The following is a 23,714-nucleotide window of genomic DNA, read 5'->3' on the forward strand; positions in this document are numbered from 1 at the left end:
CCGGCGCGTAGCTCATTGGCTACGGCGGCAAGTCCAGGACGTCGGCAATCACGCCACGTCCGGCGCCGACCGAAGCAGAGGAGGCCTCAGTGACGAAGGAGACGAAAACGTATCATATCGGTGACGCAGCCATCACGCGGATCGACGAGTTGAGCCTTGCGGCCTTTCAATTCGGCACGCTCTATCCCGGCGGGGACCCGCGAGCGCTGGAGCGCCATCAGGGACGGCTTGAGGCCGGATCGTTCGATCCCGCAACCGGCACGTTCATTCAGAGCATCCACAGCTGGCTGGTCAGGACGCCGCAGCACACGATCCTGATCGACACGGCGACCGGCAACGACAAGAACCGGCCCGACATGCCACCGCTCGATCGGCTCAACGAGCCCTTCCTCGCGCGGCTGGCGGCGGCAGGTGTTGCGCCGGAAGAGGTCGACCATGTGCTCCTCACCCATGTCCACGCCGATCACGTCGGCTGGAACACGCGCCTCGTCGATGGCCGCTGGAGACCGACCTTCCCCAACGCGACCTACATCTTCTCCCGCGTCGAGCAGGCCTATGGCGAGAGCCTTGCCAAAGGCGCGGAGCCCACGGGAGCCGCCCGTCCCGATCCTGCCTTGGGTCCCGCGCTGCGCAAGCCGGCCGATCGCGTCTATGACGACAGTGTGCGGCCGGTGATCGAGGCCGGCCTGGCGCGATTCATCGCGGTAGACGGCAGTGAGGTCCTGGAGGGGATTTCCTTCATCCCAACGCCGGGCCACAGCGTCGACCACGCCTCCATCCGTCTCGTCTCGCGCGGCGAGCAAGGGCTGTTCGCGGGCGACGTGATGCATCATCCGCTACAGGTCTATGAGCCCTTGCTCAATTCCTGCTTCTGCGAATTCCCCGAAGCGGCCCTTCGCTCGCGCAACTTTGTCCTGGAGGACGCGGCCGAGAGTGGCGCGACCGTCTTCACCACCCACTTCGCGCAGTCCTCCGTCGGCCGCATCAAGCGCACCGGCGGGCGCTTCGCCTGGCGATTCCTCTGATCAAAGGAGAGCAATCATGGACCAGAACGTTCTTGCACATGCATACGCGCCCGACCTCGTGGTCGAGGACTTCATGATCCCGAGCGACACGGCCGGCATTTCGCTTCACCTGCGCAACAAGCGAGCCGCCGCGCAAAAGGCTTTCTCCGCCGAGCGCACCATCCTGATGGTGCATGGCGCGACCTATTCGTCGGCAAGCCTTTTCGATGTGCCGCTTGGCGGCCGCTCCTTCATGGATCATCTCGCCGTGCAGGGCTACGACGTCTTCGCACTCGACGTACGCGGTTATGGCGGATCGACCCGGCCGCCGGAGATGAACGCACCGGCGCAGGACTCCGAGCCCCTTGTTCGCACCGATGTCGCCGTGCGCGACCTCACCAGTGCGGTCGAGCACATCCTCAAGCGCCGCGGCATCCCGCGCCTCAATCTCGTCGCCATGTCCTGGGGCGGCTCGGTGGCCGGTGCCTACACCGCTAGCAACAACGGCAAGGTCCTGAAGCTCGCGCTGATTGCGCCGCTGTGGCTGCTGAAAACCCCTGCTCCGATCGATTCTGGAGGTGCCCTCGGCGCCTATCGCAAGGTCCCTGTGCTGGATTTCAGGGAGCGCTGGCTTGCGGCTGCGCCGGAGGCCGCGCGTGAGAGCCTTGTCCCGGAAGGCTGGTTCGAGCGCTGGGCGGAGGCCTCACTCGCAACGGATGCGCAGGGTAATGCCGAACGCCCCCGCGTGATGCGCGCGGTGAACGGTCCCATCCAGGATATCCGCGACTACTGGGCTGCCGGCAAAGCGTTCTATGACGCGAGCGATATTCGCGTCCCAGTGCTCCTCGTCCACGCGGAATGGGACCGGGACGTGACCATGGCTTCAACGCAGGACTTCTTCCTCTCGCTCAAGCGGGCGCCATATCGGCGATGGGTGGAAATCGGCGAAGGCACGCACATGGTGCTCCTCGAAAAGAACCGCCTGCAGGCCTTCGATGCCGTCAGTCAGTTCCTCGCCGAGGCGTACGCTCCGGCCGCTACTCCGCGAGGATGACCCTCGGCCCGCGCCATCCATGATTGCGTCGTATGATGGCGTCGCGCTCGGACGCCCGACAGGGTCTGCGACCGACATCCCAGTGCGCGGAGCTGGCCGCGCATCTGGACCGACGCGCGGAGGGAACAGGTGTCAGTTGAACAGATCCGGCTCCGCTTCGGTGATCCAGTCCCAGAGCGGCTGGAAGCTGAAATAGCCGCCCCTGTGCGTCCCCACCTGGCTTGAGGTCAACTTGGCGATCTCATGCGGGATCGGCTTTGTTGTGCCGGCCGCGTCCGCAAGCAATTGCGTCCGCGCCCCGGCTGGACACCCGGAACAGGATATTGCCAGGACGACCGCCGCCGGACTCTGATCTTGACGGGGAAAAAATTTCGATTTGAGACCACTATTTTTTTGACCTCTTCCTACGGATCGGCATGATGGCTGCGCGAGTGGCAAGTTTGGCACTCCCCTCTGATCCGCCGTAGAGTGAGCCCTGGGTTGGATTGCATGCCATGGTGCAAGAGCCGCCCATCCGAGTTGAACGTCGGTTGGCGGCGATATTGGCCGCTGACGTGGCGGGCTATTCGCGGCTAATGCATCATGACGAAGAAGCCACGCATGCCAAACTGACAACGCTCCTCGCGGACGGTGTCATACCCGCAATCTCCGCACACGGCGGTCGCATTGTGAAGAATACGGGTGACGGGTTCTTGGCGGAGTTTCCAAGCGCGGTCGAGGCCGTTCGCGCCGCTGTCCAATTCCAAAGCCGCATCGGAGAACTTACAACCGCCGATGCGGAAGACAGGCGGATAGCTTTCCGTGTCGGCATCAATGTTGGCGACGTGATTATCGAGCCGCACGACGTTTTTGGCGACGATGTAAATATTGCGGCGCGGCTTGAAAGCATCGCAGAACCCGGAGGCATTTGCATCTCGTCCTCTGCTTACGACCATATCCGAGGCAAGATCAGCGCTGAGTTTGTTGATCTGGGTGAGCAGAATCTCAAAAATATAACCCGCCCGATCCGCGCCTATGCAGCGGTCCTGGATGGGCGCAGCCCGACGACACAGGTTGACGGCATCAGGCCGGGCCCGCTTCCGCCACCTCGTCTTTCAATTGTTGTGCTGCCCTTCGCCAACGTCAGTGGCGATCCCGAGCAAGACTACTTCGTCGATGGTGTGACGGAGAGCCTTACTACGGACCTGTCACGCATCGCACGCTCATTTGTGATCGGTCGACACACCGCTTTTACATACAAGGGCAAATCGGTTGATCTTAAACAGATCGGTCACGAATTGAATGTCCGCTACGCTCTAGAAGGCTCTGTGCAGCGTGGCGACAGTCGACTGCGCGTAAATGTCCAGTTGGTAGACACGGAAACGGGCACGCATCTTTGGGCCGATCGTTTTGACAAACCTATTGGCGATTTATTCGACATGCAGGACGAGATTGTATCGCGGCTTGCGAACACACTGAAAGGCGAACTAATTGCGGTAGAGGCGCGGAGGTCACAGCGCTCGATACACCCCGATGCAATGGACCTGAATTTTCAAGGCCAAGCCTACATTTACAAGGGGATTACCGCCAAGAACATGAGCACAGCGCGCCACTTTTTCAAACGTGCTTTGGCAGTCGATACCCGAAGTGTCTCGGCGCTGGTCGGAATGGCAATGGTCGATCTTCTAACTGCGGCTGGCTTGCTGAGCGAGGACCGGATCGCACGGTTCTTAGCCGCCGAAGAAATGGCGAACGACGCCTTGTCGATTTATCCTAACCATGCAACGGCTCATTGGGTGCTGGGTGGCGTCTACATCTATACGGACCGTGTTACGCAAGGGGTTTCCGAATGCGAAGAGGCGTTGCGGCTCGATCACAACGCCGCCTGTGCTCATGGTTTTATTGGTTTGGCCAAATACTATATGGGTCGGGCCGCCGAGACAGAAGGCCATGTGCTTGAAGCCCTCCGCCTATCTCCCCGCGACAAAACTGTCTACTTGTGGACGAGTTCTGTGGCGATAGCCAAGTTACAACTCGGTCTAGACGCCGAAGCCGCAGTCTGGCTACGACGAACCGTTGAAGCCAATCGCAATTTTGCTTTCGGGCATTTTTTGCTCGCTGCTACGCTAAGCTTGCTTGGTGCCCTCGATGAAGCGCAAGCCGCCGTGAGAGCAGGACTTGCGCTCGACCCAGACTTTACTATTCGGCGCATCACTGCAACCCGGCTAAGCGACAATCCAACTTACCTTACTGGGCGGGAGCGCATCTGTGAGGGTATGCGCCTAGCCGGGATACCGGAGGGGTGACGCCCGTAATCTGACAACGCTGCGGAGAAGCCTACCATGCAGTTGTCTAAGGTCGCCGCTTTAGCGCTTATCGTTGACTGTCTAAGCATACTGTCCGTGTCTTCGGCGCAGGCCGCTCCTGAATGTTCAGTTTCCGGGACACTGACGGATTGGGGCGAGAATTCGACCGCCGACATTGACCTCACGTCCGGGGGAAGTTGCCAATTTCCAATCAGAATGCGCGGCACGGTAAGTGGCTCGGACATCTCTCAAAAGCCGTCACACGGCAAGCTGAAAAGGCTCAACCCGTCAACGTTCGAGTACAAGGCGAAGGCCAAATATAAGGGGAGCGATACTTTTGCCATCAAAGCAACGGGTCAGGGGCCGACGGCTTCTGGCACGTCGGTAATCACTGTGCACGCGACGATGAAATAGCGTCCATTGCAGCGTTTGGAGGCGGCATGACGCCACGATACCTCGCGGACCACGGCGATGGTTTCAACCGTACGAACGGGGACTGTTACCACCAGCGTTACACCTGATCGGAGGGTGGTCGCTCGCCGAAGCTCGTTTGATTCGCAAATTTGCTAGCAAGATCAAGCTGGTGGGGGAGGCAGGACTCGAACCTGCGAAGCCATGAGGCGGCTGATTTACAGTCAGCTCCCTTTGCCACTCGGGACACTCCCCCGCTCGACGGCAGCACAATCGGACCGGACCTTGCCGGCGGACCGAAACGGCCATGGAGACGTGAAGACCGCGACTGCCCGAAGGGACACGGGGCGCGGCCGGGCGCGTTTATGGGCGAAGCGGCGGGGCAAAGTCAACCGAGCTAAGCAGCTAAAATCACCTCTTTGGACACCCAAATTGCCAACTTTCGGAACCCGTGAGACAAGCGAGCCCATGAACGATCGCAAATTTGCCCAGAAAACCCGGCGCGGCGGGGCTAAGCCCTTCAACAAAGGCGCAAAATCCGCGTCCCGGCCGGCCTGGCGCGACCGTGATTCGCACTCTGACGGGCCGGTCATCCTCTATGGCTGGCACACCGTCACGATGGCGCTGCAAAACCCCGAACGGCGGATCCGAAAGCTGACGCTGACCGAGAATGCGGCCCGCCGCCTCGCCGAGGAGAACATCGAGACCCGTATCGCCCCCGAGATCGTCCGCCCCCAGGAGATCGACCGGCTGCTCTCGCCCGATGCCGTGCACCAGGGCCTGCTGGCGGAGGCCGATCCCCTGCCCTCGCCTGACATCGAGACCCTGGAGCAGGAAGGCATGGTGCTGGTGCTCGACCAGATCACTGACCCGCACAATGTCGGCGCGATCCTGCGCTCCGCCGCGGCCTTCGCCGTGAAGGCGATCGTCACCACCGCGCGCCACAGCCCCGAGGCGACTGGCGTGCTGGCGAAAGCCGCTTCCGGCGCGCTCGAGCTCGTGCCGATCGTGACCGTGCAAAATCTCGCCCGCGCGCTGACCGCGCTCAACGAGCGCGGCTTCCAGACCGTCGGGCTCGACAGCCAAGGCAGCGAGGATCTCTCCGAGGTCGCTTTGCGCGAGCCGCTCGCGCTGGTGCTCGGCGCCGAAGGCAAGGGCCTCAGGCAATTGACGCGCGAGACATGCAGCGTGGTGGCGAGGCTCGACATGCCCGGCGAGATCAAGAGCCTCAACGTCTCCAACGCCGCCGTGCTGTCGTTGTACGTCGGCGCGAGCCGGCTCGGGCTGATGAAGCGCTGAATTCGAGACAAGCAAAACGCCCGTCCGCGTGATGCGAACGGGCGTTTCGTGATTCAACTCAACCGATCAGGCAATCAGTAATAGCGGCGCAGCACGCGATGGCCGTGGTAACGGTACGGCGCGTAACGATAGCCATAGCGCGGGCCGTAGCCATAGTGCACGCGCGGCAGATAGCCGTAGCGCGGACCGTAGCCGTAGCGATACGGACGGTAGTAGGGATAGGCGGGCGCTGCGACGGCCGCGCCATAGCCGTAGGGCCGCGGGGCATAGTTCACGACAGCGTCTTCCTGGTAGGTCGGATACGGGGCAAACGCGCCGGGGCCGGTGTAGGTCGGACCCTGGTTGACGTAGTAATACTGCGTGCTCGGCTCGGCGAGGCGGTCAAAGCCCCAGCCGCCGCAGCCGGTGTTGCAGCCCGAATAGACCGGTGCAACTGGCGCCACACAGGGGCTCCAGCCGCAAGCCATGGCAGGCGCTGCCCCCACCACCATCACGGCTGCCGCCGCGACCAATCCTGAAATCATCTGACGCATTACTCTCTCCTGTAGATTTCCGTTTGTTGGATTTTGCTTGGGTATGATCTGCCTGGACTTACCTGTGCAGCTCATGATTGCCGGGCGCCCCCGCGTGAGGCGACGGGTGGACACGACGATGCGGATCGACGGCGATCTGCGGTGCAAGGATCACCGGCGGCGGATCGGCCGGCACATCCACCTGCGGCGGCAGCGGCGCCGATTGCACGCCCCAGCTCCGGTAGTAGCTCTCGGCCGGCTGCGGCACCTTGCGGTTCGCCGGCGGCTCGACCTCGAGGCGGCCGTAGCCGGGCCGCAAGCCCATGCTCGGATAGTAATGGCCGACATCGCTCGGCTGCCGTTCGCCGATGTAGCGCCCACCATAGATCGTGGGCTGCACCTGCACGTTCTTCGCCAACCCCCATTCGCCTACGACGACGGTGTAGGAGGCATCGATGCCGTTGATGATGACGGGCACGCCGGGACGGCCTGGAATCACGATGTCGAAGCCCTCGCTGGCAAGCGCCGTCGCGGGCAGTCCGACCAAAAGCGCAAGCAGCGCGACAGCGCGCATAAGAGGGTCCCGGGTTGATCGGCCGAGAACCTATCCGATCACCACAGTCAGAGTGTTAAGGCAGGCCGCTGAAATTCCGGTAAGCCTAACGCGTAAGGATCGGCGGGCGCTCAAATGCGCTCGGCGGCGCTATCGAAGCGTTAACGGCAACCGGGCGGCGCCCATCGCATGACGCCTTGCTGCGCGGTTGCGTGGCAGCAAACAAACATCCTGCACGGGTTCACGTCGATGTGACCCTGCGGGCGACAAACCGCGGAACCACTGCTCCACGTCGTACTTACCCAAGGTCTCAACCACATGGAGCAAATGCCATGACGAGCCCCAAACTTCTTGGCGCGGCGGCCCTTTTCGCGTCCGCGCTGGCGACACCTGCCTTCGCGCAAACCATGACCGACAACCCCCGCTGCACGGGTCTCTTCCAGGACCCCGGCTGCCAGTACATGACTCCCGGCACGGCCGCCGATCGGCGCTATCGTCGCCGCCACGCCGCCTATCGGCAGGCGAATCCGAATGATCAGACCGGCTTCTGGCCGGCCGATGCGGCTGGCGCTGTCGCCGGCGCCGCCGTCGGCACCGCGGCCGCCGTGACGGGTGCTGCCGTTGGCACTGCGGGCGCTATCGCAACAGCGCCGTTCGGAGGCTGGAACAACTCCTACGCCTATTATGACCAGGGCGGCCCCGCCTGGCACGGCGACTGGAACAGCTACGCCGCCCGCAACGGCATCGTTTGCAGGCCCGGCACCTGGATCAAAGGTGACGACGGCCGACGGCACCTCTGCCAGTAGGAGGTTCGCTTTCAGCTGAATGGTTCAGGCGGCCCTCGGGCCGCCTGTTTTTCAATGCTTGCGCGACTCCCTTGAAACAGCGCCGGCGGGTTCTGGCACTTTTCGGACAAGTCTGGTAAGGCGACCGCACACCAGCGGATCCGCCGGCACCAAACCGGCGGCTTTTCGTGGTCAAGTCGCCGGCTTAGCTCAGCGGTAGAGCAGCGGTTTTGTAAACCGAAGGTCGGGGGTTCAATCCCCTCAGCCGGCACCACTTCGCCCAACTGAAAATTATACCTTGGCTCGGCAAAGGTTTCAGTCGCGACGGCCTCATGTCAGAAGATTTCTCTCGGCTCGACGAGTTTTTTCACGCGAAAGTCGATGCGCCTGACGAGGCTTTCGATCTGATCTTCATGTTGGACGCCGATGACTGGGTGGCGCTCGATCTAGCTTGGTCAGAACGACCAGCGCATTGGCGGCGAGACTGTGCCTATGTACTCCATTATGGGCCACCCGCGGGATGCATACCTCTCTTGCAGCGAGCGATCTTTGATCTTGAAGAGGATGTCGCGATTGAGGCGGCGATTAGCCTGTCCATCCAATTACGTGAGACGGGACACACGAGTGTTTCTGAAAATGTTGGAGCCAAATTCATCGAACTCGCGGGGCGCCCCGATGCAAAGGACCATGAGGAGCTGCAGCAATTGGTGAGAACCATCGACAGCCTTTGACGTCCGACCGCCATCGAGGAACGCTCCGTGCGGACCGCGGGTTCAATCCCACTCAGCCGGCAGCAGCTTCCCGGCCGAATACTGGCCTGCTCGCCTCATCCATCCGGCTTGACTGTACTGGCGGCGCGATCGCGCAGCAGGTCGGCTTCGAGATCGAGGACGATGTGTTGCAACAGACGCGCGGCAAGCGGGTCCGTCACCTCCTGCGCCAAAATCCTGTAGCGGGCGATCTCGCTTTCACGCTCGTCGAAACCTGCATCTGTGACCATCGCTGCACCCTCCCAGCAGACTGACGCGAAGGGCCCGCAGATCGTTTCGCTAGAATTTTCCGATCATTTTTCATGGTTCACAGCTCGTAAATAATGTCGACTGGCGTTCGTCCCGCAGCAGGACAGTCTCGAGACGATCAAAAAAACGGCCTCAGCATCTGGGGGCCCTGGTGGAGGCTTAATGCTGAGGCCGCACGTCCGCGCCGGTGTCAAAACGGCACGCCGGCAAGCTGCTCTGCTTCGCGGGTTCCCGCACTTGCTTATGTGAATCCGGTTGCGCCCCGCTCATGAGCCACAGGCGCCCAACTTCACTTCCCCACCTCAAACGCCAGCAGCACGTTACCGGCGGTGCCGCTCCATTGGCCGTAACCAGAGTTGGTGTAGAGCATGCCGTCGACGATCACCGGGCCCGGGCCATCGATCGCACCTCCGAACGCCGGAACGCCATTGACGGCCTTGTAGTCCCGCGAGGTGTCGAACTCCCAGAGCAGCTTTGCATCCGCCGTCGCATAGGCGCGCAAGTAACCGCTGACACCGCCGGAAAACACGACGCCGGGAATGACGCTGATTGCCGCCGACAGCGCGGGGCTGCATTGCGGGCGCTCGCCGCAAGGCACCGGCGCCACCTCCGTCAAGACCTTGCCGCTCGCGAGATCGAGCGCGAACAGGCCGCCGCCTTGCGTGGAGTCCAGCCGCCGCGTGCCGTCGCGCAGGAAGCGCACGTCGGAGAGCGCGACATAGATGCGGTCCTGGTCTGCAGCCGAGCCCCATTCGGTGCCGCCGAGCGGGCCGCCCTTGCCGATCCGCGTCTGCCAGAGGATCTTGCCCTCGTTATCCGGATCGAGCGCATGCACGACGCCGGACTTTTGGCCGATGACGATGACGCGCTTCCCGTCGTGCAAGGTCACCAGGATCGGCGACTGGCCGAAATCATGATCCGGCCCGTGATCATCGGGACAATTGGTCTGGTTGGCACCGAAGCAGGCCACGACGAAGGCGTCCTTCGGCGACGCCTGCTGCTTCCAGAGCAGCCGTCCCGTCGCAAGCTCGAACGCAAGCACCGCATCGGCGGTCGCGGCTGGCGGGTTCGAATAGGAATTGCCTGTCGCGACATAGATCGCGTTGCGCTGCGTGTCGATCGTCGGCGCCGACCAGATGGCGGCCCCCGATGGGCCATAGAGCTGCGTGCCGCGCGCGTTCCTCGTCGTTGGATGCGGCACCTCGGGGATCGTGTTGGCCTTCCAGATCAGCTTGCCCGTCGCAGCCTCCAGCGCGACGAGGCTGCCGCGGAAGGTGCAGCATTCATAGCTCGGCTCCGATCCGGCCACCTCCTCCAGCGAGGAGACCGGCACATAGAGCACGCCGGAATGGAACACCACCCCGCCGGTGATCCGCGCGGCTGGATGCTCCTCCACGTTCACCTTCCAGATCAGCGCGCCGGTCAACGCGTTGACGGCATAGGCATTGGCGCGGCCATCGCCGAAGAAGACGGCGAACTGATCCGTGCCCGGGACCTGTCCGAAGCTGATCGACCCGCGAACCGCAAGGTCGCTCGCAAACGTCCACAGCGTGCAGCCGCTCTTCGCATCGAGTGCCCGCACCTTTCGATCGGGGCCACCGACGAACAACAGCCCGCCGACGACCGTCGGCTGCGCAAAGGAGAGCGTCGCGCCGGGAAATGCATACGCCCATTTCAACGTCAGGTGCGGCACCTGTTCTGCCGTCAACCCGGCCATCCCGGCCGGCTGGAAGCGGCTGTTGTTGAGATCGGCGCCCCAACCATTCCAGCGCGGCCCGTCGATGCTTTTCGGAAAGGCGGTGAAGGCTTGCGTGCAGTGGCCCGACGCGTCGGCGGCCGCAGCCGCGCTGCTCACGGCCGCTTTGCCGGTGACGAAGGATGCGATCGCCTTGCGCTCGTCATCGTTGCGCCCCCGCATCATCGCCGCCATGCTGCCGGTGCTGAGCGCCGCCAGCACCTGCTCGAACGACATCGCCTGCATCGCGCTGCGAGGCGGCACCCGGCTCTGCGCTTCGCTGCTATCGTGGCATTGCGCGCAATGTGCGGCATAGAGCGCGGCGCCATCCTGCTGCGCGATCGCAGGGGCGCCGCAAGAGATCAGCAACAAGGCCACGATCGCGTTCAGCTTCATCGTTCCCCCCGGCAAGAGCAGCGAAGCGAAATCCCGTCACGCAAGACGAAGTGTAGTGCGAAGCCGGTGGAGGATGCAACCGACGTTGCGGCGAGGCGCGTCACACAGCCTTCGCAATGTCTCCTGCCTCACCGGACAGATCGGCAAGCCGCCACAGCCCGAGGCTCTTGTCCCGCCAGCCGCCTTCGCTCTCCTCGCAACGCTCGTTGATCAGCTCCAGCGGCGCCGGCCAGGCGAACGGCGCCCGCTGGAGATTCAATGCGCGCCAGTCGCCATCCTCGCAGTCGAGGTTGTCCTGCCATTCCGGAAACGTGGTGGCCAGCAGGAAACGTGCACCGCTGGCGCGGAAACATCCCAGGGCGCGGGAGATGTTCTGAAAGCTCAGATGCACCAGGCAATCCCTGCACAGAATGATGTCGGCCTGCGGCAGCTCATCTCGCGTAATGTCAGCGCTGATGAAACGGCCCAGCAGCTCGCCCTGCTCCACCCGCCGGCGGTTGCCTTCGATCAGAGACGGCACGATATCGACGCCGATATAGTCGACTTCGAGCCCGCATTTGCCGATCCAGCCGGCATCCCCGCAGGGCGCATCGAGCAGCGAACGCACGCCGAGGCGTCGGAGCAAAGGCGGCAGCGCTACCTTGATCGCGGCGGTGGCCGGGTCTTCGGAGCCGAGCCCCGACACCGAGGTCGAAGCGCCCCACAGATTGGTGCGGACGATGCGCTCGAACCGTCCGGCAAGATCGAGACCGGCAAAATTCTCGCGGTCGGCGAGGAAGTGCTGGTGAGCAAGCACGGGCGGACGATCGGGGATCATCGGCAAGACCTCGAGAAAAATGTACGGTCAAATTTTCGTCGCGGGTGCACTATACAGGCGGCGCTTCCCGATCGGAATTCCGCTTGAAGAGAGCTGAGTGATGATCACGCGACGAACCACCCTTGCAGGCCTGGCCTTGCTCTCGCTGTCGCCAGCGGCGCGCGCCGAGCCCGGCAACGACGCCATGACGCGTTATGCCGCGGAGGTTTCCGGAAAACGCCCCGCAGTGATCCTGCTGCACGGCTCGCGTGGCATCGAGCTCAGGCGGCGCGCCTATGAGCGATATGCCGATGCGCTTTCGGCCAAGGGCATCGATGCCTATTTGCTCCGCTACATGACTGAGCACGACACGGCGACGCTCACGTCCAAGACCAGCACGAAGGCGAGCCGCGAGACTTTCGAGACGTAGCGGTTCGACGGCTGGTCGGACACGGTCTCCGCCACCGTGACAGCCATCCTGGGGCAGCCCGACAGCTCGGGGCGTATCGGCCTGCTCGGCTTTTCGCTCGGCGGCTTCATCGCCGCCAACACAGCCGCGCGCGACGAGCGCATCGCCGCGCTCGCCGTGCTCTATGGCGGCATGCCCGATGCGATGGCCGGCAAAGTCAAGCACCTGCCGCCGACGATCGAATTGCACGGCGAAGCCGACCAGAACGTTTCGATCGCCAACGGACGGAAATTGATCGAGCTTGCGAAGTCCGTCGGTGCGGAGACCGAGTTCGTACCCTATCCCGGCAAGCCGCACGGCTTCGACTTCTCCGACACCGATCCGATGACCACCGATGCGATCGACCGCGTCAGCAGGTTCTTTCAGGCGCGGCTCGCCAGCTAGATGACACAGCGCGATCAAGCCGGCTTCTGCCACTCCATGATTTGGAAATACGGCACGCGGCGATGCATCGCGTTCCTTTCGGGATCCCCGCCCAGGGGCTGAGGCTCGCTGAACAGGCGCAACTGGAGGCCGTGATCGAGCAGCAGCGTCATGTATGTGCTCAGTGGACGGTGCCAGTTCTGGATCCGGATGCCGCGCCGGGCGACCCAGATCGCCCGCTCGTCCATGTAGTGATCGATCGGGAATCGCAAGGTGCCCTCGCCGTCGCTGATCCATCCATCCGGCTGGCCGGCGGTGTTGAAGCTCGTCAAATTGGCGATCAGGAGCGTGCCGCCTGGCCGCAGCGCCGCCACCATCTTCGCGATTCCCCTGCCGAGATCCGGTATATCGATCAGGCTGAGATAGCTGACCACCAGATCGAAGGACGCATCGACATCCATCGTTTCGGCGCGGCCGAGCCGATAATCGCCACGAGGGTCCAACTCGGCGCGCGCGAGCAGCGCCTCGGTCGGGTCGATGCCGGTGGTGGCGATGCCGGCGCGCTGCATGATGCGGCAGAAGCGCCCCTCACCGCAGCCGACATCCAGCGCACGGTGGAAGCCGCGTCCCTCGATCCGAGCCCACATCGGCGCGTCCAGCACGAAGCGGCGGCCATAGTCGCCGTCGTCCCCCTGCTCCACGATCCATGCAGACGCGGAAGCGGCCCAGCCGTCGCTGACATCGTCGCTCATGGCTTGACCTTCAGGAATGGATGTTGGCCGCTTGCTTCGCGGAGCGGCCATTAACCACACGTTGGATCGAAGTTCAACATGAGCTAACATGCGCACCGCATGCGCCCCTATTCCAACCAGGAGAGAGCCAAGATCACCGCTGGTGCGGTCGCGGCCGTCGTCGCGACGGGCATGCTGTTCGTGGTCGTGTTGGCTCTGCTGATTGCGCCATAAGGTCTGCGGCGCCGGCGGCGCAAGGCCGCCGGATCACAAGAGCCCGACTAACCGGCGCGCACCGTCGACAGGAATTTGCCGACTTCGAGCTTCAGCCGGTTGCTGTCGGTGGCCAGCATCTTCGCGGTCGAGAGCACCTGCGAGGAGGCCGAGCCGGTCTCAGCAGCGCCGCGCTGCACGTCGCTGATGTTCGTGGAAACCTGCTGGGTGCCGTGGGCGGCCTGCTGAACGTTGCGTGCGATCTCCTGCGTCGCGGCGCCCTGCTCTTCCACCGCCGCGGCTATCGTCGAGGAGACTTCCGACAGCCGCTCGATGGTCGCGGAGATCTCACGGATCGCCGTCACCGAATCCTGGGTGGCGGTCTGGATGCCGGAAATCTGCTGGCTGATCTCGCCGGTCGCCTTCGCGGTCTGCTCGGCCAGCGACTTGACCTCAGAGGCGACGACCGCAAAGCCGCGGCCGGCCTCGCCTGCGCGCGCGGCCTCGATGGTGGCGTTCAGCGCGAGCAGATTGGTCTGGCCGGCAATCGTGTTGATAAGCTCGACGACGTCGCCGATCCGCGTCGCCGCGGTCGAGAGCTGGCTGACCCGCTCGGTTGTCGAGCGCGCCTGGCCCACCGCATCGATCGCCATCCGCGCGGATTCCTGCACCTGGCGGCTGATCTCGTTGACCGAGGACGACAGCTCCTCGGTCGCGGTGGCGACCGACTGGACGTTGCCGGTGGCTTCACCCGAGGCCGCCACGACGACCGACGTCAGCTGCTGCGCGCGCTGCGCCGTGGTCGCGAGCGTGGAGGAGGACGCTTCGAGCTCGGTGGAGGCGGAGCCGACGGTGTCGATGATCTCGCCGACCGCGCGCTCGAAACCGTCAGCAAGGTTGAACATGTCCTGGCGGCGCTGCGCGGCGGCCTGCCGCTCGGCGTCCTCCTGCGCCTTCTTGAGCCGCTCGACCTCGAGCGCATTGGTCTTGAAGATCTCGACCGTCTTCGCCATCTCGCCGATCTCGTCGCGGCGATCCTTCTCGGTCACCTCGGTCGAAAGATCGTTCCGGGCCAATCCCTCCATCGCGAGCTTGAGCCGGGCAATCGGCTGCGACATCGCCTTGAGGCCGATGAAGAGCGCGATGACGACGCCGAGCAGCAGACCGGCGGCGCTGACGCCGATCACGGTCCTGATCGAGGCATGTGCCCCAAGGCCGATCTCCTCCTTGCGCTTGGTGACGAGCGCGCCGTTCTGAGCTACGAATCTCGCGATGTCGGCGAGCGCTGTATCCATCAGAGGATCGCACTCCTTGTGCGCGCGGTCGGCAGCCTTGGCATTCTCCTCCGACGTGCTCGCCCTGGCACCGGCTTCGAGCACCGGGTCGCACACGGCAAAGACGCCCTTCAACTTGTCGCCGATAGCGCGAAGTTCTCCGGCGTGGCCCACATCTTCCTTGATCGCTGCGTCGAGAAAGCCTGCGATCGGATCGCGGTTCTCGCGCGCCGTCTTCAAACGCCTTGCATTGCCCTCCTCGGTCGTCTCCGTCAGCGTCGCGTAAAGCGCCGCGTGATAGGTCTCCATCCGGCGTTGCGCGCGCGTGAGGTTGAGCGCCGCCGACTGTGCGTCCGACAACTCTGCATAGCCCTCCACCGTCGAGGAAAGCTGGACGGCACTGAATGCCGCTACGCCCAGGAGCGCACAGCCCAGCGCGGTAACGATCAGGCCGACCTTGAAGACAATCTTCAGATTATTCAAAAAGCTCATCGCAACTTGTCCGGTTAGAGCCAACGGCGTGGAACCCGGCAGGGAACCCGACCAATGGAACCCAACGGACGTTAAAATTTGATACAATATGCCGCGCGTAAAATTACGGGAAAATAGCATTTGGCCCAAGCTTCGTAAGCTTCGTGTAAGCTTTCTATGGCTGCGGCGACATCGACCGGATCGTGCGCGACATGAAGGCGGTTCGTCCAAAACCCTTCCAGTCGGTGTGCTCGACGAGATCCCAGCCGAGCCGCTGATAGAACCCGGCAGCGCTGATCGTGTAGAGGAAGATCCGCGCAAAGCCGCGCAGGTGGGCCTGCGCCTCGATCGCGCGCACCAGAACGGCGCCGGCCCCATGCCGCCGATGCTCGGGCGTCACGAACAATCCTGCCAGCCACGGCGACACCTGGTGATTGGGCGCGATCTCGGAGGGCACCAGCAGGCAGGTGCCGACCGGCACCGTGCCACGCTTGGCAATCAGCGCCACCTGCCGCGTCTGGTCCGCCGCGAAGCGATTGAGCGCGCGTCGCTCTTGCTCGACACTCGCCTCGAGCACCGAAAACGTCTCCGCGCGCCAGCGCGCGCAGATGTCGATCTCGGGCGTGTCGGGGTTGACGATGTAGGTCTCTATCTCGGCAATTTCCATCTCGGTCATGGCGCCGATAAGAGCCGAGGCCGTACGAACGCGCAAGCTGTGCGCGGACACAGCTACAGCCTGAGCGAGGGTGCCGTGCTCAGGTCGGGGATGCTTCCGTCCCCTCCTCGTGGCGGTCCTGCGCGCGCGCAAGCTCATCGGCGAATTTGAGCACGAGCCGCCGCTTGTCGGGCGGCAGGAGCAGAAAGGCGCGCACCAGACACAGGCCCTCGGCCTCTCCCGACCGTTCGTCCTTTGGTTTCATTGCCGCAGTTTCGGGCGACCGGGAAAAATATGCAATCCCCTGCAAGCAGGCATGCCTTGATTCGGAGCAGCCGGTTTGCTGGAATGGGCTGTGCGCAGAGGTGGACCATGAAGTGGATCAGGGAACGCGATGCGCTGATCGCGCAGACATTGGCCTTTGTTCAATCCGTGACCGGGCGGAAGGAGGAGCAGCTTCCGACGGAGCCTGCTGCCGCACCCCCTCCGCTAGCCGTGGAGGTCACCTCCGTGGTGGTGATCGAAGAGGTCCGTGAGGCCGACCAGCCGCCGCAGGCGGCGCCCACGCCCCAGCCCTTCCAGGTCGCGCCGCCCAGAGGATCGGGCGATTTCCGCAGCGAAGTGCAGGCCAGGGTTGCCAACTTCCGCAAGCATCAGGAGCGTTTCGAGCGCGAGCGTGAGGAGTTTTGCCAGTCGACCCTCGCCAAGGTCAGGGACGCCATCCACAATCCCCCGCCCCGGCCGCCAGCCGGAAGCTCAGGCCATTAGAGCCAGGACCAGACCAGCAGCAGATTGGCCGCGCAGGCGCCGATCAGCGCCAGCGTAAGCGGCAGGAGCATGTGCTCGCAGGAGGTTTTCAGGCCAGTCGTCATGGCCAGAAACATCCGCTGATTCCAGCCTGGGAGTCCCAGGGATTCTTTTTTTTGGGATTCAGGACTCGTTTACGACTCAAGGCCCGGTCGAAATGTTCACGGATCCGTGATCACGCGCCATCCGGTCAAGCCAGGCTGAAACCCTCAATCCGCTCGAGCGTTAAGGCCGTTCCGGAGGCAGGACCGATGCCCTACGCATTGTTTTGCAACGACGCGCAACTCAGCAAGGCCTACCCAAGCGAGGCCGATGTCTGGAAAATTGCGCAGGAGAGCGGCCTGGTCGTGGATGTCGCCACCGACCAGGACAGGCCGGGGCCGCGCCGCGTCCTGGACAATGATTATGAGATCAAGCCGTGCCGCACTGATCCCGGCGAGGATCCTGCCAAGAACAAGGCAGACGCGGAGCGACAATCCAGGATGGAGCTGCAGTTCAATTCGTGAAGACGCGCTTCAGGGCGTTGCGATCGCCAGCGATGCCTGCTCGCCCGACAACACCACGCAGGCCTTGCGCCGATGCAGGCCGCGGATCGCGCCCGTGACCTTCAGCACCCGGCCGGGTCCGCAGGCGAAATCCTGCACGAAGGCCACCTCATAGGGCGCCAATACCAGCGGTTCGGATTTGAGGATCGTCTGTGCCGAGCACGGCAGCGTGACGAATAACGAGATCACCACCGACGCCAAGATACGCATGTTCGTCATCTCACCCAGCCCGGCAACCACATAATAACGCGTTCCGGCGCGCGTGTTCCGTAAGTGGCAAAAATTATTTTTGCTTTACCGCAGGCCCATGACGCTGGTGAGACCACGCTGGTGAGACCAGCTTCCTAAAAAACAAAGGCCGGCAAAGCCGGCCTTCGCAGTCTGTCGTTTGCTGCCCGAGGATCAGTAACGCGAGGCGGCCGGGCCGCCCCAGCCGAAACGATAGTTCACGCCGACCTTGACGGTATGCTCGTCCTCCCGGCCGCGGACACCGACGACGTCGGCCGGGCCTGCGGTGACGGTGGTGTTGCCGAAATTATAATACTGGTACTCGGCCTTGGCCGACCAGTTCGGCGCGAACATGTATTCGAGGCCGGCACCCAAGGTGTAACCGTCCTTGTTGTTGCCGGTGGTGGTGACCGCGGTGGGCACACCGCCGACACTGGCGCCGAAATTGTTGTTGCGCCAGGCGTAGCCGCCCTTGGCGTAGACCAGCGCCGGGCCCCAGGTGTAGCCGAAGCGGCCCGTCACCGAGCCGAGCTGATCGGTGTTGGAGGTAACCAGCGTGCCGGCCGGAAACAGGGTGCCGTGGTTGTTGGACGGCAGCCAGGAGTACTGGGCCTCGATACCCATCACCCAGTTGGGTGCGAACTGGTAGTCGAAGCCGCCCTGCACGCCGCCGAGAAAGCGGGCGTCGCTCGACTGGAATGTGTTGTCGCCAGCGAACGCACCGCCGACATGGCCGCCGATGTAGAAGCCGGTCCAGTTATAGATCACCTGCGGCGGCGTATAGGCCGGAGCCTTGGTGTAGGGACGCGCCGGTATGTCGGCTGCGGAGGCTGGCGCTGCCAGCGCAAGCACAGCGGCTGCGCCAAGCAAGAACGTCTTCATGGATGATCCCCGTTATCTCGAATTCACCCTCAGCAAACAACGTGGCCTGAATTTGGTTGCTTCGCGGCGATGCCGGAGCCTTGATCGTTCGGTGCAGTGACGAGGCCGCATCAACGGTTTTTGTTCCCCGGCGTTCCCTCATCACGACAGATTTTTTCGCTCGCGCGCACACTACCGTGATGATTTGTCGCAAGGAAAAACGCCCCCGTTCAAAGCTCCCCGAAATGTGATCAGCGGATTCCAGTCGCTCCTGTCCTAGCAGGCGCCGGTGAAGACGCGCTTTGCGCTACCGCGTCATCTTTTCCAGTTCTGGAAAGGGTGCGTAAACCGCTCCCGCGCACAGCTCGCCAGCCCGGTCAGTGACCCGGTCAGCGCGTCCATTGACGTAGATGATCGCCCGCTCGCGCATTCCCCTGTAACTGCCATCACCCTCGCGTGGGGTGAAGTGCAGGCAGCTCACATAGAACGGCCGGCCGCCGACCGTGCGCAGCACCGGATCCGCCATGGCGGCATCGCGTACGCCGAGCGGATCGTTCAGATAGCTGTGCATGATGGCGAGCGCCTCGCTGCGGAAACTGTCCGGAAACGGCTGCTGCGCTGGATTTCCCGCGTCGTCGACCAGTGACGGCCGGCCGCCATCGCTGCCGAAGCAGGCCGCAAGCATCAGCGGCAGCACCAGGACGCTCGCGCGTTTTGCCAATTCCCCCACGACTCCCCTCTCTCGACCGGACGCTAAGCCGTTCTAGCCGCAAGGTCGGGCCGAGGGAATTCGCTTCTCGCTCCTGAAATGGGCTTAACCGGCCCGCCGCCATCGCTCACGCTTTCGCGAGGCGATGGCAGTCGGGCCGGGCCTGAACCCTGCGCGCGATGGCGGGGCAATGTGGGTCGCCACCGCGCGGGATCAGTTTCGTTGCTAGCTGCGCTTCTCGGTCGTCACCGGCGCGCTGGGCTTGGTGACGTCGGGCTGGGCCTTCGGCTGCTTCTTGGCCGAAAGCATCTTGTGGTGATGACGATGCTTGTGGAGCGACTTGTGCTCGCTCGGCGCGATCGCGGCGTTGGCGTTCATCGCTTTCGTCTTGGTATCGAGCTTGGCGCCCGCCTTGGCATCGGTCTTGACGTTGGTCTTGGCGTCCGCCTTGACGTCAGCCTTGGTGCCGGTGTTCGACGCCTTGGTCTGCGTCTGCTCCGACTTGATCACCGGGGCCGGCGTCGTGGTCTTGCCGGACTCTGCGGCGAAGGCCGGAGCGGCGATGACGGAAGCGGCAAGGAAGGCTGCGGAAATGGTCTTCAACATGGTGTTGTCTCCTCTTTGAAGGATCTTGAGGCGGCGCCCTCTCGCCGACCCTTCGATCATGGAGCAGACGTTAGGCGGGGCGCGCTGAACCCATTCTGAAGCGCAATGTTCGCCTCCGTTCATCTCGATGACATCTTTGTCATGTTTCGGCGGAGGGCCTGACCATGGTTGTCCTGGGAATAAGCCGTGCGGCCGGGAATGTTTTTGCGGCGCGGGTGTTCCCGTCTTGAGGCAATCGTGTAGGATCGCCGCATTCCATACGGGAGACTTAGATGAGCAAAGTTGCAAAGCTTCTGGTTCCGGCACTCGTCTGCATGACGCTGGTCGCCGTGCCGGCAATCCAGAGCGCCTATGCCAATGGCAGCGATACCCCCTCCGGCTCGGGGTCATCAGATACGACGTCGACCAAGAAAAAGAAGAAGAGCTCCTCCGTCAGCGACCCCAAATTCCTCGCCGCCTATCGCACGGCCTACACAACGATCTACGATCGCCACGACTATGCGAGCGCAATCGACCAGCTCAAGACTCTCAAGCGCGACGACGTCGCCGATGTCGCCAACCTGATCGGCTACTCCTACCGCAAGCTCGGCGACTACAAGCAGTCGCAGACCTATTACGAGCTGGCGCTCAAGGACGACCCGAACCACGTGCGCACCTGGCAGTATTACGGGCTATGGCAGCTCGAGCAGGGCAATCGCGAACAGGCGCAGTATCATCTGAACAAGATCGCCTCGCTCGCCGGCACCGGCAGCGACGAATATCGCTCGCTTGCGGCTGCGCTCGACAAGCCGACGGGCGCGACGCTCGTGTACTGACGACCGCTCCACTCCAGGGATGAATGAACCGGCGCAACTCTCGGGGGTTGCGCCGGTTCTGTCTTGTCGGCTAGCTTTCGCGAAGAACCTCTCCTTCGCGTATGGTGTGCAATGGATGCGTGGTTACGAGCCGCGATCGACTACATCGGCTCATGGATCGAGTTTCAGCTGGTCGGATCGCAACAGCCCGGCCTCATCATCGCGATCACCCATCGCGGCGAAGTCGTCGCCGAGCATGCCTTCGGCCTTGCCGATCTCGACACCGGCGAAAAGCTGACGCCGCGGCACCGCTTTCGCATCGCCTCGCATTCCAAGAGCTTCACCGCCGCCGGCATCCTGAAACTGCGCGAGCAGCGCAAGCTGCGGCTCGACGACACCGTGGGCCAACATGTCGGCGGCTTGCATCCGCGTGTTGCCGAGACGACGATCGCACAGCTGCTCTCCCATAGCGCAGGCCTCACGCGCGACGGCGCCGACTCCGGCCAGTTCATCGACAGCCGTCCCTACCTCAACGAGAAGGAATTATTGGCCGAGCTGCGAACGCCCACGGCGATCGATCCCGGCACACGCTTCAAGTACTCTAATCACGGCTTTGGCCTGATCGGTCTTGTGATCGAAGCCGTCACGAAAGAGCCTTACCCTGCCTGGATCAAGCGCGAGATCATCGCGGCTGCCGGCCTGCGCGAGACCGAGCCGAGCGCGCCGCTTGCCAAGGGCGCGCCGTTCGCCCGCGGCCATACGCGCAAGCTACCGCTCGGCGAGCGCTGCGTTATTCCCGGCGACAACCCCACCCACGCGATGACGTCCGCCGCCGGCTTCGTTGCAACCGCCGCCGACACTGCCCGCTTCTTCGCGCAGCTCGCGCCCAACGCAAGGAAGAGCGTGCTATCGGTCGCGAGCCGCCGCGAAATGACGCGGCACCATTGGCGCATTCCCCAGAGCTTCGAGTGCTATTATGGCCTCGGCGTCAACGCCAGCAGGGACGACGGCTGGGACTGGTTCGGTCATAGCGGCGGCTTCCAGGGCTACGTCTCAAGGACGTGCTCCATTCCGGCCTGCGAGCTCGCTATCACCATGCTCAGCAACTGCATCGACGGCGCGGCGCCGATTTGGATGGACGGCGCAATGCAGATCCTGCGTGCATTCCAGAGCCGCTGGACACCTGACCGGCGGTCACGCGACTGGACGGGCCGCTGGTGGACGATCTGGGGCGCGGTCGATCTCGTGCCGATGGGCAACCGCGTCGTGGTCGCCAATCCGCACTTCAACAATCCGTTCATGGATGCGGCCGAGATCGAAGTCACCGGCCGCGATTCCGGCACCTTCGCCGCAGCCACGGGCTACGCCAGCCATGGTGAGCCGGTGCGCCGTATCCGCGACAAGCGCGGCAAGATCCGCGACATCTGGCTCGCCGGCATCAACGTCAAGCCGGAGAGCGTCATCGCCCGCGAGATCGCGCACAAATATACGCCGCGGAAACGCCGGCCTACTGTTTGATTATCGCCTCGACCTCGGCGCGAAACGCCTGCCGCGACGCATCGCGCGAGTAGAACATGTGACCGCCAGGATAGACCACGAGTTTTACCCGTGGCGCCGACGCAAAGGCAGGCAACTGGTCGAGCACGATCTGCGAGCCGAAATAGGGCGTGGCGAGGTCGAACATGCCGTGTCCGACCAACACCGTCATCTTCGAGTCCGTTGCGAGGATCTGGCGCAGCTCCGACACCGACTGCGCGGGATTGATGCCGTGGCCGAAATCCCAGGCCCGTTCGACTGCGCCGTTGAGCACCTCATAGGAGCCGTCCGGCCGCCAGTTCAGCTTGCGCGTGAGGAGGTCGACGGCGGCACTGGTCAGTGGCGCCTGAAGCGCGTCGCCCGAGGGATCGCCGAAGCGGAAGCTGCTGGAATCCGGATAGGGATCGAAGCCACGCACGGAGGCATCGTAGCGGCCAGTTACCTTACCGTTCTTGCGGTCGAGCTCGCGGCGGAATTCGCCGACGTCAAAGCGGCCCGCGAGCCTGCGGCTCACCGCCTGGTCGATTCCGGTCAGCGCGGCGACCTTGTCGGCCAGACGCGTGGCCGCCTCCCTGTCCGCCTCGCCTTTGACGAGGTCGGCCAAGAACTCGCCGCGCGCGTAGGCTTCCACGTCGGCGAGATCGGCTCGCTTCACCGGCCCCTTGGCTTCGCGCACGGTCGCGGCATAGCTGGGCAGCGTTGCGACGTATTGCAGAAGGCTGGTGCCGGTGAACTCGCGGAAGTCGAACAGCGGCGAGACCATGATCAGGCCCTTGACGCCGACGCCCTGCTGCATCTGCAACTGGCGTACGACCTTCGGCCCGCGAATGCCGCCATAGCTTTCGCCCGCGACATATTTCGGCGACAGCAGCCGGTCGTGCTTCTCGAGCCAGCGGCGGATCACCAGCGCGAGCGCGCTGACATCGCCGTCGACGGAATAGAACCGCCTGCGGACATCCTCACCGGTCGCCACGAAGCGGCTATAGCCGGTCCCGACCGGATCGATGAAGACGAGGTCGGTGAAATCGAGCCAGGTCTCCGCATTTGGCTTCACCTCCGGAGAGGTCGACGGCGTGACCTCGTCGGCATTGATCGGCAGCCGCCAGGGACCGGCATTGCCGAGCTGTAGCCAGGCCGACGATGCGCCGGGTCCGCCGTTGAAGAAGAACGTCACCGGGCGCATGGCGCGGTCGGTGCCGTCGAGCTGGTAAGAGGTGTAGGCGATCTCGGCCTGCGGCTCGCCCTTGTCGTCGAACAGGCGGATCGAGCCTGCGGTCGCGGCGAAGGCCAGCGTTCGCCCAGGCAGCTCGAGCGTCTGCCGGGTGGTGGAGTCCGGCGGCAAGCGATGCTGCTCGGCCGTTACAGGAGGATTTTGCTGCGCATTTTGCACGTTGCCGCCGCGCCCGCCGCCCTTCTGGCCAGCCGGCGCCGTCGCCTCGGGACGGGGCGGATCGTCCGCTCGGGCCGGGCCGAGGGTGGCAAAGGCGAGGAGCGCCAGCAAAAGCCCCCCGCGGCGAAGCGCCGGCGATGTGATGGTCACGTTGCTCACTCCCTGTTGTCCGCTACAGGCTGTAGCACAAGATTACGCCAAACGCGCGGCATC

26 protein-coding genes, 2 tRNA genes and 1 pseudogene are annotated in these 23,714 nt (G+C 63.6%); 14 read left to right on the forward strand and 15 right to left on the reverse strand.

Annotated features, from left to right (window positions below):
* Positions 1-89: 89 nt before the first annotated feature.
* The 4 genes from YUU_RS0129430 (at position 90) to YUU_RS0129450 (ending at position 4,757) form a co-directional block, all read left to right on the forward strand.
* A complete protein-coding gene (locus YUU_RS0129430) occupies positions 90-1,025 on the forward strand; it encodes an MBL fold metallo-hydrolase (RefSeq protein WP_027525606.1) in 936 nt (311 codons plus the stop codon).
* A gap of 16 nt (positions 1,026-1,041) precedes the next feature.
* Positions 1,042-2,058, forward strand: a complete 1,017-nt coding sequence (locus tag YUU_RS0129435) for an alpha/beta hydrolase (protein WP_027525607.1) — start codon at positions 1,042-1,044, stop codon at positions 2,056-2,058.
* Positions 2,059-2,552: 494 nt separating this feature from the next.
* Entirely contained in the window at positions 2,553-4,343 is a 1,791-nt protein-coding gene (locus YUU_RS0129445) for an adenylate/guanylate cyclase domain-containing protein (protein WP_027525608.1), read from the forward strand.
* 36 nt (positions 4,344-4,379) lie between these two features.
* The gene (locus tag YUU_RS0129450; protein WP_027525609.1) at positions 4,380-4,757 is read left to right on the forward strand and encodes a hypothetical protein; all 378 of its coding nucleotides are present in this window, start codon (positions 4,380-4,382) and stop codon (positions 4,755-4,757) included.
* Between the two features lie 167 nt (positions 4,758-4,924).
* Here the strand turns inward: YUU_RS0129450 and YUU_RS0129455 are convergent.
* Positions 4,925-5,010 (reverse strand) — tRNA-Tyr (locus tag YUU_RS0129455).
* Between the two features lie 212 nt (positions 5,011-5,222).
* On the opposite strand from YUU_RS0129455, the gene rlmB reads away from it, so the two are divergent.
* Complete coding sequence (gene rlmB, locus YUU_RS0129460; protein WP_027525610.1) at positions 5,223-6,053, forward strand: 23S rRNA (guanosine(2251)-2'-O)-methyltransferase RlmB; 831 nt, start codon at positions 5,223-5,225, stop codon at positions 6,051-6,053.
* 74 nt (positions 6,054-6,127) lie between these two features.
* Here rlmB and YUU_RS0129465 read toward each other — a convergent pair whose 3' ends face one another.
* Positions 6,128-6,586, reverse strand: a complete 459-nt coding sequence (locus YUU_RS0129465) for a hypothetical protein (RefSeq protein WP_027525611.1) — start codon at positions 6,584-6,586, stop codon at positions 6,128-6,130.
* 58 nt (positions 6,587-6,644) lie between these two features.
* Positions 6,645-7,139: a hypothetical protein gene (locus YUU_RS0129470; protein WP_027525612.1), complete on the reverse strand. Its 495-nt coding sequence runs from the start codon at positions 7,137-7,139 to the stop codon at positions 6,645-6,647.
* A 311-nt stretch (positions 7,140-7,450) separates the two neighbouring features.
* On the opposite strand from YUU_RS0129470, the gene YUU_RS0129475 reads away from it, so the two are divergent.
* From YUU_RS0129475 to YUU_RS55810, 3 genes are all read left to right on the forward strand, one after another.
* Positions 7,451-7,924, forward strand: coding sequence for a hypothetical protein (locus YUU_RS0129475; RefSeq protein ID WP_027525613.1), 474 nt, complete (start codon positions 7,451-7,453; stop codon positions 7,922-7,924).
* A 178-nt stretch (positions 7,925-8,102) separates the two neighbouring features.
* Positions 8,103-8,177: transfer RNA gene (locus YUU_RS0129480), tRNA-Thr, on the forward strand.
* Between the two features lie 58 nt (positions 8,178-8,235).
* A complete protein-coding gene (locus YUU_RS55810) occupies positions 8,236-8,634 on the forward strand; it encodes a hypothetical protein (RefSeq protein ID WP_027525614.1) in 399 nt (132 codons plus the stop codon).
* A gap of 95 nt (positions 8,635-8,729) precedes the next feature.
* On the opposite strand, the gene YUU_RS60395 is transcribed toward YUU_RS55810, so the two are convergent.
* The 3 genes from YUU_RS60395 to YUU_RS0129500 form a co-directional block, all read right to left on the reverse strand.
* Complete coding sequence (locus YUU_RS60395) at positions 8,730-8,903, reverse strand: hypothetical protein (RefSeq protein WP_198031848.1); 174 nt, start codon at positions 8,901-8,903, stop codon at positions 8,730-8,732.
* 308 nt (positions 8,904-9,211) lie between these two features.
* Positions 9,212-11,053 carry a PQQ-binding-like beta-propeller repeat protein gene (locus YUU_RS0129495; protein ID WP_027525615.1) on the reverse strand — a complete coding sequence of 614 codons (1,842 nt, stop codon included), beginning with the start codon at positions 11,051-11,053 and terminating at the stop codon, positions 9,212-9,214.
* A 100-nt stretch (positions 11,054-11,153) separates the two neighbouring features.
* On the reverse strand, positions 11,154-11,870 hold the full coding sequence (locus tag YUU_RS0129500) for a class I SAM-dependent methyltransferase (RefSeq protein WP_027525616.1): 717 nt from the start codon (positions 11,868-11,870) through the stop codon (positions 11,154-11,156).
* 100 nt (positions 11,871-11,970) lie between these two features.
* On the opposite strand from YUU_RS0129500, the gene YUU_RS61435 reads away from it, so the two are divergent.
* Together YUU_RS61435 and YUU_RS61440 are read left to right on the forward strand one after the other, a co-directional pair.
* A complete protein-coding gene (locus tag YUU_RS61435) occupies positions 11,971-12,279 on the forward strand; it encodes a hypothetical protein (protein ID WP_245288123.1) in 309 nt (102 codons plus the stop codon).
* Between the two features lie 30 nt (positions 12,280-12,309).
* A pseudogene (locus tag YUU_RS61440) lies at positions 12,310-12,702 on the forward strand (dienelactone hydrolase family protein); the annotation flags it as partial.
* Between the two features lie 14 nt (positions 12,703-12,716).
* On the opposite strand, the gene YUU_RS0129510 reads toward YUU_RS61440, so the two are convergent.
* The 4 genes from YUU_RS0129510 to YUU_RS60400 form a co-directional block, all read right to left on the reverse strand.
* Positions 12,717-13,433, reverse strand: coding sequence for a bifunctional 2-polyprenyl-6-hydroxyphenol methylase/3-demethylubiquinol 3-O-methyltransferase UbiG (locus tag YUU_RS0129510; protein WP_027525617.1), 717 nt, complete (start codon positions 13,431-13,433; stop codon positions 12,717-12,719).
* A 260-nt stretch (positions 13,434-13,693) separates the two neighbouring features.
* Entirely contained in the window at positions 13,694-15,391 is a 1,698-nt protein-coding gene (locus YUU_RS0129520) for a methyl-accepting chemotaxis protein (protein ID WP_027525618.1), read from the reverse strand.
* Between the two features lie 154 nt (positions 15,392-15,545).
* On the reverse strand, positions 15,546-16,082 hold the full coding sequence (locus YUU_RS0129525) for a GNAT family N-acetyltransferase (RefSeq protein ID WP_198031849.1): 537 nt from the start codon (positions 16,080-16,082) through the stop codon (positions 15,546-15,548).
* Between the two features lie 43 nt (positions 16,083-16,125).
* The gene (locus YUU_RS60400) at positions 16,126-16,290 is read right to left on the reverse strand and encodes a hypothetical protein (protein WP_198031850.1); all 165 of its coding nucleotides are present in this window, start codon (positions 16,288-16,290) and stop codon (positions 16,126-16,128) included.
* A gap of 107 nt (positions 16,291-16,397) precedes the next feature.
* Here YUU_RS60400 and YUU_RS0129535 point away from each other — a divergent pair, with 107 nt between their 5' ends.
* Together YUU_RS0129535 and YUU_RS0129545 are read left to right on the forward strand one after the other, a co-directional pair.
* Positions 16,398-16,793: a hypothetical protein gene (locus YUU_RS0129535; protein ID WP_027525620.1), complete on the forward strand. Its 396-nt coding sequence runs from the start codon at positions 16,398-16,400 to the stop codon at positions 16,791-16,793.
* Between the two features lie 290 nt (positions 16,794-17,083).
* Complete coding sequence (locus tag YUU_RS0129545) at positions 17,084-17,338, forward strand: hypothetical protein (protein ID WP_027525621.1); 255 nt, start codon at positions 17,084-17,086, stop codon at positions 17,336-17,338.
* A gap of 9 nt (positions 17,339-17,347) precedes the next feature.
* Here YUU_RS0129545 and YUU_RS0129550 read toward each other — a convergent pair whose 3' ends face one another.
* The 4 genes from YUU_RS0129550 to YUU_RS0129565 form a co-directional block, all read right to left on the reverse strand.
* On the reverse strand, positions 17,348-17,587 hold the full coding sequence (locus tag YUU_RS0129550; protein WP_027525622.1) for a hypothetical protein: 240 nt from the start codon (positions 17,585-17,587) through the stop codon (positions 17,348-17,350).
* A 192-nt stretch (positions 17,588-17,779) separates the two neighbouring features.
* A complete protein-coding gene (locus tag YUU_RS0129555) occupies positions 17,780-18,487 on the reverse strand; it encodes an outer membrane protein (RefSeq protein WP_027525623.1) in 708 nt (235 codons plus the stop codon).
* Positions 18,488-18,773: 286 nt separating this feature from the next.
* On the reverse strand, positions 18,774-19,196 hold the full coding sequence (locus tag YUU_RS0129560; RefSeq protein ID WP_027525624.1) for a hypothetical protein: 423 nt from the start codon (positions 19,194-19,196) through the stop codon (positions 18,774-18,776).
* A 204-nt stretch (positions 19,197-19,400) separates the two neighbouring features.
* Positions 19,401-19,781 carry a His-rich protein BRANT gene (locus tag YUU_RS0129565; RefSeq protein WP_027525625.1) on the reverse strand — a complete coding sequence of 127 codons (381 nt, stop codon included), beginning with the start codon at positions 19,779-19,781 and terminating at the stop codon, positions 19,401-19,403.
* 272 nt (positions 19,782-20,053) lie between these two features.
* Here YUU_RS0129565 and YUU_RS0129570 point away from each other — a divergent pair, with 272 nt between their 5' ends.
* Both YUU_RS0129570 and YUU_RS0129575 read left to right on the forward strand, forming a co-directional pair.
* Positions 20,054-20,596, forward strand: coding sequence for a lipopolysaccharide assembly protein LapB (locus YUU_RS0129570; RefSeq protein WP_027525626.1), 543 nt, complete (start codon positions 20,054-20,056; stop codon positions 20,594-20,596).
* Positions 20,597-20,707: 111 nt separating this feature from the next.
* Positions 20,708-22,093 carry a serine hydrolase gene (locus YUU_RS0129575; protein ID WP_027525627.1) on the forward strand — a complete coding sequence of 462 codons (1,386 nt, stop codon included), beginning with the start codon at positions 20,708-20,710 and terminating at the stop codon, positions 22,091-22,093.
* Here the strand turns inward: YUU_RS0129575 and YUU_RS0129580 are convergent.
* Complete coding sequence (locus YUU_RS0129580; RefSeq protein ID WP_027525628.1) at positions 22,083-23,645, reverse strand: peptidase S10; 1,563 nt, start codon at positions 23,643-23,645, stop codon at positions 22,083-22,085. The genes YUU_RS0129575 and YUU_RS0129580 overlap by 11 nt on opposite strands.
* Between the last annotated feature and the right edge of the window lie 69 nt (positions 23,646-23,714).

Origin of the sequence: Bradyrhizobium sp. Ec3.3 (assembly GCF_000472925.1) — a bacterium.
Lineage (GTDB): Bacteria > Pseudomonadota > Alphaproteobacteria > Rhizobiales > Xanthobacteraceae > Bradyrhizobium.